This is a genomic window from Palleronia sediminis, from assembly GCF_004358695.1.
Lineage (GTDB): Bacteria > Pseudomonadota > Alphaproteobacteria > Rhodobacterales > Rhodobacteraceae > Palleronia > Palleronia sediminis.
The window spans coordinates 26,684-38,840 of the sequence record NZ_SNAA01000001.1 but is presented as its reverse complement, the minus strand read 5'-3'; the positions used below and the strand labels follow the sequence as shown (position 1 = coordinate 38,840).

Sequence of the window (12,157 nt, the reverse complement as noted above, 5' to 3'; positions counted from 1 at the left end):
TCGCATCCCCAACTCTCGTTGGATAGAATTTTCAGTGCGCCCATGGAATGAATGCGCAGGCGAAAGGGTTTGAAATGGATCGGCAATGGCTTGACGGTATTTTGACCGGCGTACCAATGCCGATGGTGATGATCGGAGCAGATGACCTGATTTTCGCGGCCAACCCGGCAGCCGAGGCCATTCTGGGGACCGGCCAGATCGGTCGCCACCACGCCATCGCCCTGCGCCAACCCGCCTTGTTGGCCGCGATTGAAGTTGCGCTGCGCGATAGGGTGGCTGGGCAGGCACGCTATGTGATTCATGGTCGGTCGCATGAGGTAACCTATCTCGTCACGGTGACTCCCGTTTCCAGCACCGACAGAAGTGGTGCTCTCTGCGCCTTCCAGGACATCACCGAACAGGAACTCATCGGCCAGCTGCGCCGGGATTTCGTCGCCAATGTCAGCCACGAGTTACGCACCCCCCTGACGGCGCTGGCTGGGTTCATCGAAACGCTGAAAGGAGCGGCCCGAGACGATCCAGCGGCCCGTGACCGGTTCCTTACGATCATGGAACGTGAGACAGGACGCATGAACCGCCTTGTGCAGGATCTTCTGTCGCTCTCGAGGGTCGAGGCAGAGGAACGCCGACGCCCCACCACCGACGTGGATGTCGCAGTGGTGATCCAATCCGCCGCCGCCGCCCTACGCCCTGTCGCCGATGCAGCCAACGTGACGCTGGAAATCACTGGGGCGGACACCGCACCGCATGTCCCGGCCGATGCGGATCAGTTGTTGCAGGTGTTCCAGAACCTGATTGAGAACGCGATAAAATACGGTGCCTCCGGCAGGCTGATAACGGTCAGGATCCATCCGCCAACCAGCGACCCCCTGTTGCGAATTGACGTGATCGACCGGGGGGACGGCATCGAAGAGCAGCACTTGCAGCGCCTGACCGAGCGGTTCTACCGCGTCGACACCCACCGCTCCCGCGACAAGGGCGGCACCGGCCTAGGGCTTGCCATCGTCAAGCACATCGTCAACCGTCATCGCGGCGAGTTCACCATCAGCAGCCAACGCGGCAAGGGCGCATGCTTTACGGTTCTTCTGCCGAAAACCTGAGCAGCCTTCATAAAACTGTTACAAGACTGTCGCAAAAGCGTGGTGCGCCGACCCTAGAGTGGTCGATACAACTATCATGTAGCAAGCTGCCCGCGACATCGGCGCAAAGTGTCCTTTCACCTTGGCAGTCAGCTCGAATACGGAGAAACGTGCCATGCATTTAGCTACCCGACCGATCCGCGCACTAAAAGTTACATCACCGGCCGGTTCCGGCTGACAGAGGATAAGATGAAAAGCGACCCCCACATCGCGTCTGCCTTCGACCGCGACTTCGAAGCCGTTCAGGCCATGATCGCGCGCATGGGCGGGCTGGTCGAAGCGGCCATTCTCGACGCGGCCCGCGCACTGGAAACCCGCGACGACGAACTTGCCGATGCGGTGCGCAAGGGCGACCGGGCCATCGACGCCCTCGAAGAACAGATCAATGCCGAGGCCGCTCGCCTGATCGCGCTGCGCTCGCCTGCCGCTGCCGATCTGCGCATGATGCTGACCGCGATAAAGATTGCCGCGGCGCTGGAACGCTGTGGCGACTATGCCAAGAACCTTGCGAAACGTTCGACGATCCTAGCGAGGATGCCCGCCATTGGTGGCGCGACCGCCCTGATCCGGCGCATGGCCAAGGCAGTACAGCTACAACTGAAGAACGTGCTCGACGCTTATATCAAGGGTGACGCCGACCTGGCCGAACAGGTGCGACAGCAAGACCACGATATTGATCAGATGTACAACTCCCTGTTCCGCGAATTCCTGACGCATATGACCGAGGATCCGCGCAACATCTCGACTTGCCTGCACCTGCATTTCATCGCCAAGAACATCGAACGGATGGGCGACCATGCGACGGGGATTGCCGAGCAGGTGATCTATCTCACCACCGGTTCCTTGCCGGATGACGATCGCCCCAAGGCAGACAACACGTCGATTGCATCAGGCACAGCAGAATAGGAGGCCGCATGGCGACCATAGAACACCCGCTGATCCTGCTGGTTGAGGATGAGCCGGCACAGCGCGAAGTGCTGTCCTACAACCTCACCGCCGAAAGCTACCGCGTCAATCTGGCGCAAGACGGCGAAGAGGCGATAATGATGGTTCGCGAGGACCCCCCGGACCTGATCGTGCTCGATTGGATGATGCCGAACCTTTCGGGGATCGAGGTGTGCCGCCGCCTGAAATCCCGGGCCGAGACGCGCGCGATACCGGTCATCATGCTGTCGGCCCGCTCCGAAGAGGTGGATCGGGTGCGCGGCCTTGAAACCGGAGCAGATGACTATGTAATCAAACCCTACTCCATCGTCGAGCTGATGGCCCGCATCCGCGCCAACCTGCGGCGTGTGCGCCCTTCAACCGTTGGCATGGTCCTGGAGTTTCAGGATATCCGGCTTGACGGCGAAACCTATCGTGTCACCCGCGCGGGCAAGTCGTTGCAACTCGGCCCGACCGAGTTTCGCCTGCTCGCCACCTTCATGGAAAGACCAGGGCGGGTTTTTAGCCGCGAACAGTTGCTCGACCGTGTCTGGGGCCGCGATATCTATGTCGAAACCCGCACCGTCGATGTCCATATTGGCCGCTTGCGCAAGGCCTTGTGTCGGCAAGGCGGTGACGATCTTCTACGCACCGTTCGGGGCGCGGGCTATGCCTTGGGCTGATGGAAAATTTGCCCACTGTCAGCTCACAACCCAATTCCGTCGCTAAGCCCGCGACGCCTGTCGCGGGTCTTCTCTGGTTCTTGCTCTCGCTGTTCCTTGATCTCGTTGGCGCATGCATTCACAGGCCCCGTGATCGGCGGTGTCAGAGCAACCCGGCTTTAGGCTGGCACGGCGGTCAAATACCGTCCTCGGATGCCAAAACGCTCCCTGTTTCGGTACTCCAGGACGCGACCGGAATCATCCGCCTGACGGCGATTTTGTATGTGCAGTTTCCGATGTCGTTCAGGGTTTTCGCGGACCTGCTGCAAGAGCGGGGCGTCGCCTATGAATCGGTCCTTTTCTTCTTACGATATCAGATCACCAGCATCTGTTTCCAATCGCGGGGCGCATTTCAACGAAGAAGTTGCGCAAGAAATACGAATAGGGACATGGCTTGCAGTTCCATTTCCTTGATCAACAGAGTCGTAACGAACGGGAAGTGAAGCAGGCGTGCCGATCCACACCAACCCTCGGCACGCCTGCAATCGTCGCAACCACATGTGCGGTCGCGCGGTCGGCGAAATCTCGGCCGACCTGGTGGGCTCCGAACGGGTTCGCCGCCATCCCCACCGCCGCGCTCGATCCGCCCCACAGTGCGGCGTCTCCTGCGGTCCCCGCGCTTGTCGGGTCCGGGTCCCCATCAGTTCTGGCCGCTTTGGCTATTCCGCCTCAGGCGGCAGGGTCGAGTCCATATCTGTGATCGCTTGAAATTCTGTCAAAAACTCTGGCCGATGTTGTATCAGGTACCGCACGACCCGGGCGTTCCCGAGCAGCTTTCCCAGATACGCTTTGATGACGGTGAGCTGCAGATGGTCCTGGCCGTAGGAGTCCTGAATTGAGGTGATGCCTTCCTGCAGTCGGGCCAGCTCGCGCTCCATGCGGGCCATGGCCTCCGGGGTGATGCCTCTCATCTTCCTGGGTTTTTTGGTGTCCACCAGCTGCGCCTGCGGCGTTCCCGCCAGAATTGCGGAGATGTATGCTGGAGAATAATTGTTCGCGTTCATCATCAGCTCGGCCGCCTCGATCTGGCGCATGGCTTTCATCTTGCGCAGGACTTCGAACACGGCGGTCGCGCAGTGCTTGTTCTTCAGGATACCGACGGCCTCTTCACAGATCCCGTCGAGCAACTTTGCCTTGCGCACAATGCTGCGCGGGTTGAGATCCAGCGCCAGAGCGATCTTTTCCTCGGAGACACCGCGCTCGATGGCCTTGCGGATCATCTTGTGCTCCTGGATGGGCGCAAGGCGGCTGATCCGCTTGTTGTAGGTAAAGGCCTCGTCGTCCGTGGAGATCAGACATTCGACCCGTTCGATACCGAGATCCTTCAGCACCTTGATCCGGATATGCCCGTCGAGCAGCATATAGGTGTCTTCCTCACCCGGGGATCGCGTGACGACCGGCGGCTCGACCAGGCCAACCTCTTTGATCGACGCGGTGATCTGGCGGTACTTACGGCTGGATTTGACCGATGCGCTGAGGGCGCGCACGGGCAGGACGGCCTCTACCGGCACAGTGACGCAATCGCTCTCGAAGCCAAGCGTGACCGCGTCCGGGTTTTTGCGCTTGCCCCGGCTCATTCTGCCGCTCCCGCGTCCAGCGTTTGCCCGAGATAGGTGGGCAGGGTATCCAGCCCCTCCGCGCGCAAGAGCGTCAGGAAGTGGTCATCGCCCTTCAGCGAGCGAAACGCCTCGACGACGAACATCAGGCGGCCCTGCGTCAGTTCGGCCTTCTTTATCAACAATTTCTGGCGTTCGGCCTCCTGTTTATAAGCACGCACGAGCGCGTCGCTGGTCAAAGGCCGTTTGGCGCCGTCGCCTCTGCCATAGCTGTTTCGATGAAGGCGCGGGCCCTGTGCATCGCGCTGCTGGATGAGGCGGCGCACGGCGGCCAGTTTCTTGCCGCGCAGCTTTTTCTGGGTGTAGGCGTCCATCAGAGCGCGCTGCCCGCCCTCAGCGTCTGTCTTTGAAATGTCGATGGCGAGGTTCAGCGGCAGAAGGCCGGTTTCGACGGCCGAGACCAACCGCTCTTCGCCGCGCTCAAGCAAGCCCGCGATCATGCCGACATAATCTGGCGTGACGCCGATCTTGTTCGCGATCTGGCGGTCGTTGTAGCCGCGTTTGCGCAGGTTGCCGATCTCGCGCATCAGGTCGATCGGGTTGTGCTGGCGGCGCGCACAGTTCTCCACGAGGCTCATAACCAAGCAGTCGCTCTCGTCGGCGTCGATGATAATGGCCGGTATGGCATCCTGCTGAAGCTCCATGAACGCCTCGAGCCGCCCTTGTCCACAGACAAGGTCATATTCGGTAGGGTCGGTTCCTGCACGCTGCGCCACGGTGATTGGTCGCTTGAGACCGATTTTCGCGATGTTTTCGACCATTTCCTCGAAAGTGCGCCGGTTGCGCACACGGGGGTTGAGGATGCGAATTCGGTCGGTGGGGATGAGAGTGACCTGTTTCTGGGCAATGTCTTGGGCGTCGTCGGGCATCAGGCGGCCTCCGTGATCCGGGCCCGGCCAGCGAGCGCATAAAAATAGTCGAGCGTGTCAAAGCGATAGGCGTCCAGCGACAGCCCGTTTTGCTCGGCCAGCCTCAGTCTGGCCATGGTCATATCGATGCTCGGCAGCAGGTAATAATCGCGTGGGCCGCTGTTCAATTCGTCCATCCGCACGGCAATCGTGATGTCGGGCACCAGGCCAGTATCAAGACGGATGCGCCATCGCAGGGAACCGCCCTGCGTCTCGAAACACCGGGCAAGCACTACCGACGCCGTGAACTCGTCGTTGATGCGGATCAAGCCGGTTTCTGGATCCTGCACCGCCTGGCCACCGCGCTCGGCAATGCCGTCGAGGATCCGGGCCACAATGCCGGGATGGGCCTGCCGCAAGGCCCGGTTGATCTCGACGTAGCGATAGTCGCGCTCGGGCTCATAGCCGATCATCTGGTAGGCGCGCAGCAGGCTGCCGAAGCGGCTCCGGAAGGCGCTGGACGACGGCAGGTTGTCCTGTTCATCGATGATCAGTCCCGACAGCACACCTTTATGTTTCAGCACGGCGCGCAGGGCTTCGAGCAGTTCGGCATCCGTGAAATGCTGGCTGCGCGCGTCGACGATTTCGCGTGCGCGCAGAAACAGCGCCTCGTCAACGATGGCGGGGTAGGCGCCCTCCGCACGGATCCACATTTCGCGCGGGTTCACCACCCGGCGCTGCTTCAGCTTGAAGGAAACCTTGTTGGTAACCGACCGATTGGGGCCGCCTGCCTGAGGCTGGGGTTCCGAGGTAAGACACGTGCATAACGACGTCGTTATGCACGTGTCTTATTCGGAGGAGCCATGCTGGGCGAGGTTCTGGGTGTCGAACGGCGCCGACGGTGGAGCGAAGATGAGAAGCTGGAGATCCTGTCGGAAGTCGGCGTCGGCGGGGTGTCGGTGACGCAGGTCGCGCAGCGCCACGAGATCACGCGGTCCCAGATCTACGGCTGGCGGCGTGATCTGAAGAAGAAGGGCCTATGGTCGCCGGATCGCGGGGCCGTTTTCCTGCCAGTGGATTTTAGTTCGTGCCCGGAGCCGGCAAGCGCCCCCGCGCCGTCTCGGTCAGTTCCGGTCGAGCTGCGGCTGAGCAACGGTCGCTGCCTGAGGTTCGACAGCGGGATCGATGAAGAGGCGCTGACCCGGTTGATCCGGGCGGTGGACGCGGCGTGATCGGGCCGGGAACCGGGGTTCGGGTCTACCTGGCCTGCGGCGCCACCGACATGAGGAAGGGCATCGCGGGGCTGTCGACCATGGCTCAGGATGTCCTGCGCCAGAAGCCCGCGAGCGGCGCGGTCTTTGCGTTCCGGGGGCGCAAAGGTGACCGGCTGAAGCTGCTTTACTGGGATGGCCAGGGTTTCTGCCTCTACTACAAGGTGCTCGAACGCGGGCGCTTCCCCTGGCCCAGCACCGAAGGTGGCATCGCCCGGCTGACCTCGGCACAGCTGGCCATGCTCTGGGAGGGGATCGACTGGCGGCGTCCGGACTGGGGTGCGCCGCCGGCACGGGTGGGGTGATTTACCCCTCTGATTCCCTTTGTTTTATTGGCTTTTGACGACACGGCGTGGTATTTGTCGGCATGTCCGAAGACGCCGACATTCTCACCGATGACCCCACCGTTCTGAAGGCGATGATCGTCGCGCTTCAGACGGAGAATGCGCGCATGTCGGCCACGCTTCAGGCCCACGAACAGCTGGTCCAGGCGCTGCGCCTGCGGATCGCCAGGTTGCAGAAACAGGCTTTCGGCAAGTCCTCGGAGAAGATCGAACGGGAGATCGCCCAGCTCGAGCTGGCGCTGGAAGACCTGCTGATAGCCGTCGCCGAACAGCGCAATGAACCGGCTGGCGAAGCGGATGCCGAACCTCCCGCCGCCGATGCCGGATCCGCTGAGGTGAAGCCCCGCCGCAGGCCCCGGGTCTCCGACGAGACCCCGCGGGAGCGACGGGAACTCGACCCCGGCACCTGCTGTCCTGATTGCGGCGGTGACCTTCGCGTGGTCGGCGAGGACGTGAGCGAGCTTCTCGACATGGTCGCCGCGCAGATGAAGGTCATCGAGATCGCACGGGTGAAGAAGTCCTGTCGCCGCTGCGAGAGGATGGTGCAGCCCGCGGCGCCAAGCCGCCCGATTCCGGGCAGCATGGCCGGACCGGGCCTGTTGGCGCATGTGCTGGTCTCCAAGTTCGATGACCATGTCCCGCTCTATCGCCTCAACGAGATCTACGCGCGCATGGGTGCGGACGTGCCCGACAGCACACTGCTGGACTGGTGCGGCCGGGCGATGAAGGTGCTCGCGCCGATCATCGAGAGGATCGAGGCCGAAGTCATGGCGGCGCCCGTGCTGCATGCGGACGACACGCCAATCCGCGTCCTGGACCGCTCCCGTCGCGACCGCGGCCTCGGCAAGGGGGTCAAGCAGGGGCGGGTCTGGGCCTATGTCTCCGACCAGAGGCCCTGGGCCGGCACGGCGCCGCCAGGGGTGGTCTACCGCTTCTCGCCGGACCGGAAAGGCGAGCATCCGCGTCAGCACCTGCAAAACAGCAGCGGTATCCTTCAGGCGGACGCCTATGCAGGCTTTGGCCAGCTCTACGAGCGCCGCGCGGACGGCAGCAGCCAGTTCCGTGAGGCGGCCTGCTGGGCACATCTGCGGCGTGACTTTCACGATGTCTGGGAGGCCACGAAGTCCGAGATCGCGCGGGAGGCGCTCGACCGGATCGGGAAGCTCTACGATGTCGAACGGCGGATCGCCGGCCAACCCGCCGACCTGCGCAAGGCCGCACGGGAGCAGCACTCCCGCCCCCAGGTCGACGCCTTCAAGGCATGGGCCGAGGCCCAGCTGGCGCGCATCACAGGCAAGGGCGATCTCGCGAAGGCCTTCCGCTACGGGCTCTCCCGCTGGCCCTCATTCGAACTGTTCCTCGAGGATGGTCGCATCGGGATCGATAACAACCCGGCCGAGCGCGCCATGCGCCCGATCGGCGTTGGCCGCCGCAACTGGCTCTTCGCTGGCTCCGACAGCGGCGGGGAAACCCTCGCCCGGGCCATGACCCTGATCGAGACGGCGAAGATGAGCGGGCTGGACCCGCAAGCGTGGCTTGCTGATGTCCTCGACCGTATCCACGATCACAAGATCAACCGCCTCGACGAACTGCTCCCGTGGAACTGGAAGTCGTAGGATCAGGCGACGGTATCAACCGGCCGGTTACCCTTGTTGTAGACGTTGTTGCCGATGTATTTTTCGTTGGTCAGGACCTGATGAACGGACGCCCGGGACCATGGCCGCTCAAGATCCGTCAGATGCCCCTCGGTATTCAGGGTTTCTGCAATCTCACGCTCCGAGCGGCCATCCTCGACGAACATTCGGTACATGCTGCGCACGACATCCTGTTCCTGCTCAGGGCCCGGAACGAGAACGACGCGGTCGGTCTGAAGGCTCTTCTGTTGGCCGCGGGACAAGGCACCCTTCGGGTTGCCGTGTTCGTCGATCAGAACCCGGCGCAGGCCGTATCCAGCCGCTCCGCCTTGGCGGTAGCCAAGTTCTACCAAGCGGCATTGACCGGCAAAGACCTTAACTGAAAGTTCGCGGCTGTATTCGCCCGCCATCACCCGCTTGACGGTTTTCAGAAGGTTGGAGCCGATGCTGCCGTCGTTTTCGAACTGCTCGCCGCAATAGTGGACTCGGATCCCGGCGCGAGAGCAGACATGCTCGTGGTAGGCCCCTTCATCAGCATCCTGAAACCGGCCCCAGCGGCTGACATCATAGACCAGAATGGCCTTGAAATCCGCTTGGCCGGTTCTGACCTCGGCCATCAGGTTCTGCAGCGCCTCGCGGCCGTCCAACCGCAAACCGGATCGACCGGAGTCCTCGAATACGCGCAGGATCTGCAGACCCCGGGCGGTGGCGTAATTGCGAATGATGTCGAGCTGGTTTTCGGTCGAGTACTTCTGGTGATCGGTCGACATCCGCACATAGGCGACGGCCGGTAAATCCTGCTCGACCTCCGCGTCTTTGTCCGTCCTGTTGTCTCGACCGTTACTCAAATCAAGTATTCCTTGTCGGCGGTTTCACCCTTGCTGTGCAAAACATGCGGAGCGGAGAAATCCATTCTTTCCATTTGGCACAAGCAGCTCCGAAAAGTCGTTTCCTGAAACGGGCAAGCTCTTTCCGATTTCCCAAGTGTCAGTTCTCAAATTCAAATTCATCGTCGCGGCCTTCAAATCAGCAGTGTTCTTGAGTCGCGATCCAATGACTCGATGCGGGCAAAATCAGCACGCGCCGTTTTCATGGCTCTTCAATTGTTTAACCGAGAAGGACGTGAAAATGCGCGTGAAGATGGGCACAGTTGTGCCGAAAGTGGGCACATTTGTGCACCTGGTCGAAGAACCTACCGATTATCGTACCGCTATGGCGCTGGCTCTGCATGAGGAGCTGGGCGAAACGCATCGCGCAATCAAGATGGCCATGCGCTGGACGGGCGCCAGTGAACGCACCGTGAAATACTGGTTCGCGGGTGAACGGGGGCCGAGCGGTGATCATCTGATCGCTCTTGCGCGGCATTCGGATGCGGTGCTCTTTGTTGTCCTTGCACTTGCAGGCCGTCACATTGTCGAGGATGCTGACGGTTGAGACGCCAACGATGATCGGCACCCGGGAGACGCAGCCCACTCTTGTTTTGCGTTCGTTTTCGGTTATATTGAATACACGCGAAGTGAGAGGTGCTGCGCCATGTCCCGAACGACCACGATGACCGTCCGCCTTGGAGGGGCCCTGAGTGACTTCGTGTCGGCCAATGTGGGCGATGACGGGTCTTATGAGAACGTCAGCGAATACATCCGCGACTTGATCCGGCGTGACAAGGAGAGGGCGGAGCAGGAGGCAGTCAACCGCCTGAAGGCAGAGTTGATCCATGCCTTCGCGGCTCCGGAGGAGACGTATCAACCGCTGACCGCAGCCGAGGTGATCGCGCGGAACCGGGCCTGATCCGATGCCCGCCATTCGAATCCAGGAAGGGGCGTCCCATCGCCTCGATGACATCTACCGCTACACCCGTGACAGATGGGGAAATGATCAGGCCGAGAAATACATAACCGGCCTGTTTGCAGCCTTCGACAAGATTGCAGCGCACGGTGTTGCGTCGAAACCGATCCCAGCCGAGTTTGGTGTTGAAGGGTACTTCTTTCGCTTTGAGCGCCATTTCGTCTACTGGCGCCATCTCTCGAATGGCGACATCGGGATCGTGACCATCCTGCACGAGCGCATGCACCAGATCGACCGGTTTCGGGATGATTTCGGGCTCGGATGATCGGACGCCTTTTCAAGGCGCATCAGTTTTGCGCTGTGTGAAATCGTCGATGTTTGCACGGTCCAGCGGTAAATGTAGACACCCACTTGCTGGAGGTGGGAAGGATGCCGCTCTCGCCAGACGGCATCGCCATGTGAGACGCTTGCAGTGTTGGAAGCGCTCGTGGGGTGCATTGCGCGAAAAATAATAATTTAAAATCAATGTCTTGATGTGGAGAAGGTTCGACGCCGGTCCCGTTCCCTCCGCCACTTGCCCCCGCGAAAGCGTTCTCCCCATCCGGCTGCGGCCGGATTTTTTCGTTGTTTTCGAGGGTTATGCGGGTGGGGCTGAGCACCGACCTCGGCGCCAAGGGGCCCGGAAGCGGTCTCTCAGTGCCGATATTCTCCGGGCCTCATGACTGCGCCGATTTGGTGCAGAGCTTGTAGGCTGCTGAAATTCTTTTGCTTTTCAAGCTTTCGACCTGAACATTCGATGCCGGTGGCGTTCGTAAGAACGGACCGAAATCGAACGAGGCAAAAACTGGAAAAGCGCTCTAGATCTCGGTCGCCTCTTGGCCTGTTGCGCCGCCTGCTTGTCTCTCCTTCTGCCATTCGTCAGCATCGAGCTCTCTTACCCGGTTGAGGAACGCTCTGTGTAAATCGTTCACCTTGGCGGCCAACCACTCGTGCTGCCGCGGCCAATCGCGCTCGTCTTCCGGATCGACCTTCGTCATGTACACGGAGATGCGGCAATCTCGCCTCGTAGGCAGTTCCTCCCAGTCGAGCTCATAGCCCAACTCCTGCTCGATAGCCTGCTTCTGCTCCTGCAGCAGATGAAAGAAAGACTTCGCCAGATCGCCCGCAATGTACAACTCGGCCCTGATCTGGCGCTTCGGCCGGATCATCACTGCTCCGAGGTTGAAGCCTGTCCTGCCAATCGAGTAACCCATCCAGGACTGCGGCTGGGGCTTGCGTGCGCCGGAGACTGGACCAGCCGCCTTATCAAGCGCTTGGTGGAAAGCGTCCCAATAGGATCGCTGCTTTAGTCGAGTGTCAGACAGTTCTGACTCGTCGATCGCGCGGGCAGCCTGAGCGACAGATCGTGACCAGTCGTTCGGCTTGGACACGATGTTGAACTTGGGTGCTGCAGGCGAGTCGCCGATTCTCCATAGTTCCACTTCCAGCCCAAAGAATCTGAAGCTCTCGTCCGTGATCTTGTTGAGCCAATCGAGGGTAGAGCGATGTTCCTCAGTGAAACGCGCCGCAATCCAGACGATTGTTACGGCTTCAAGCCCCGAGGCATAGGTCAATAGCTGCCCGAGATGACTATGGTCGGTGCGTTCGAGTTGGTTCTCGACGAGCACCCATGATCCGGTTCCGATATCCTTGCAAAGGATGTCGGCGCGGAATGGTCCTACGGATTTTTCCTGCGCCTCCAGTTCGAGATCGATCCCCAGCGTCTCACCCAAGATTTCGAGGTTGTCTTCCCTTGCAAGCCACGGAGTAAAATCGCTCGACTCGCTCACCCAAATCTCACGAAGGTCGACGCGCGATAGTCGGCCAAGTCCATT

At 60.9% G+C, this 12,157-nt stretch carries 12 protein-coding genes and 2 pseudogenes; 9 read left to right on the top strand and 5 right to left on the bottom strand.

Features of this window, described 5'->3' with window-relative positions; translation table 11 throughout:
- The first annotated feature begins 74 nt into the window (after positions 1 to 74).
- From E2L08_RS00215 to phoB, 3 genes are all read left to right on the top strand, one after another.
- Positions 75 to 1,100 carry an ATP-binding protein gene (locus E2L08_RS00215; protein WP_133395418.1) on the top strand — a complete coding sequence of 342 codons (1,026 nt, stop codon included), beginning with the start codon at positions 75 to 77 and terminating at the stop codon, positions 1,098 to 1,100.
- A gap of 228 nt (positions 1,101 to 1,328) precedes the next feature.
- Positions 1,329 to 2,045, top strand: coding sequence for a phosphate signaling complex protein PhoU (gene phoU / locus E2L08_RS00210; RefSeq protein WP_133395049.1), 717 nt, complete (start codon positions 1,329 to 1,331; stop codon positions 2,043 to 2,045).
- Positions 2,046 to 2,053: 8 nt separating this feature from the next.
- Positions 2,054 to 2,746, top strand: coding sequence for a phosphate regulon transcriptional regulator PhoB (gene phoB / locus E2L08_RS00205; protein WP_133395048.1), 693 nt, complete (start codon positions 2,054 to 2,056; stop codon positions 2,744 to 2,746).
- A 698-nt stretch (positions 2,747 to 3,444) separates the two neighbouring features.
- Here phoB and E2L08_RS00200 read toward each other — a convergent pair.
- The 3 genes and pseudogenes from E2L08_RS00200 to E2L08_RS00190 all read right to left on the bottom strand — a co-directional run.
- Positions 3,445 to 4,362, bottom strand: a complete 918-nt coding sequence (locus tag E2L08_RS00200) for a plasmid partitioning protein RepB C-terminal domain-containing protein (protein WP_133395047.1) — start codon at positions 4,360 to 4,362, stop codon at positions 3,445 to 3,447.
- Positions 4,359 to 5,270, bottom strand: a complete 912-nt coding sequence (locus E2L08_RS00195; protein ID WP_133395046.1) for a plasmid partitioning protein RepB C-terminal domain-containing protein — start codon at positions 5,268 to 5,270, stop codon at positions 4,359 to 4,361. The genes E2L08_RS00200 and E2L08_RS00195 overlap by 4 nt, the downstream gene beginning before the upstream one ends.
- A pseudogene (locus E2L08_RS00190) lies at positions 5,270 to 6,022 on the bottom strand (recombinase family protein); the annotation flags it as partial. The pseudogene E2L08_RS00190 and the gene E2L08_RS00195, both read right to left, overlap by 1 nt.
- Positions 6,023 to 6,112: 90 nt before the next feature.
- On the opposite strand from E2L08_RS00190, the gene tnpA reads away from it, so the two are divergent.
- The 3 genes from tnpA to tnpC all read left to right on the top strand — a co-directional run bounded on the left by tnpA (position 6,113) and on the right by tnpC (position 8,480).
- A complete protein-coding gene (gene tnpA, locus E2L08_RS00185; protein ID WP_133395045.1) occupies positions 6,113 to 6,481 on the top strand; it encodes an IS66-like element accessory protein TnpA in 369 nt (122 codons plus the stop codon).
- On the top strand, positions 6,478 to 6,825 hold the full coding sequence (gene tnpB, locus E2L08_RS00180; protein WP_206076943.1) for an IS66 family insertion sequence element accessory protein TnpB: 348 nt from the start codon (positions 6,478 to 6,480) through the stop codon (positions 6,823 to 6,825). Before tnpA ends, tnpB begins: the two co-directional genes overlap by 4 nt.
- A gap of 62 nt (positions 6,826 to 6,887) precedes the next feature.
- Complete coding sequence (gene tnpC, locus E2L08_RS00175) at positions 6,888 to 8,480, top strand: IS66 family transposase (protein WP_133395044.1); 1,593 nt, start codon at positions 6,888 to 6,890, stop codon at positions 8,478 to 8,480.
- A gap of 32 nt (positions 8,481 to 8,512) precedes the next feature.
- Here tnpC and E2L08_RS00170 read toward each other — a convergent pair.
- A pseudogene (locus E2L08_RS00170) lies at positions 8,513 to 9,346 on the bottom strand (recombinase family protein); the annotation flags it as partial.
- A 136-nt stretch (positions 9,347 to 9,482) separates the two neighbouring features.
- On the opposite strand from E2L08_RS00170, the gene E2L08_RS00165 reads away from it, so the two are divergent.
- The 3 genes from E2L08_RS00165 to E2L08_RS00155 all read left to right on the top strand — a co-directional run bounded on the left by E2L08_RS00165 (position 9,483) and on the right by E2L08_RS00155 (position 10,608).
- Positions 9,483 to 9,932, top strand: coding sequence for a hypothetical protein (locus tag E2L08_RS00165; RefSeq protein ID WP_240757693.1), 450 nt, complete (start codon positions 9,483 to 9,485; stop codon positions 9,930 to 9,932).
- 99 nt (positions 9,933 to 10,031) lie between these two features.
- Positions 10,032 to 10,286 carry a ribbon-helix-helix domain-containing protein gene (locus tag E2L08_RS00160; protein ID WP_133395043.1) on the top strand — a complete coding sequence of 85 codons (255 nt, stop codon included), beginning with the start codon at positions 10,032 to 10,034 and terminating at the stop codon, positions 10,284 to 10,286.
- 4 nt (positions 10,287 to 10,290) lie between these two features.
- On the top strand, positions 10,291 to 10,608 hold the full coding sequence (locus E2L08_RS00155; RefSeq protein ID WP_133395042.1) for a type II toxin-antitoxin system RelE/ParE family toxin: 318 nt from the start codon (positions 10,291 to 10,293) through the stop codon (positions 10,606 to 10,608).
- Positions 10,609 to 11,140: 532 nt separating this feature from the next.
- On the opposite strand, the gene E2L08_RS00150 is transcribed toward E2L08_RS00155, so the two are convergent.
- Positions 11,141 to 12,112 (bottom strand): DUF4268 domain-containing protein, encoded by a 972-nt coding sequence (locus E2L08_RS00150; protein ID WP_240757691.1) that lies wholly within the window; start codon positions 12,110 to 12,112, stop codon positions 11,141 to 11,143.
- Between the last annotated feature and the right edge of the window lie 45 nt (positions 12,113 to 12,157).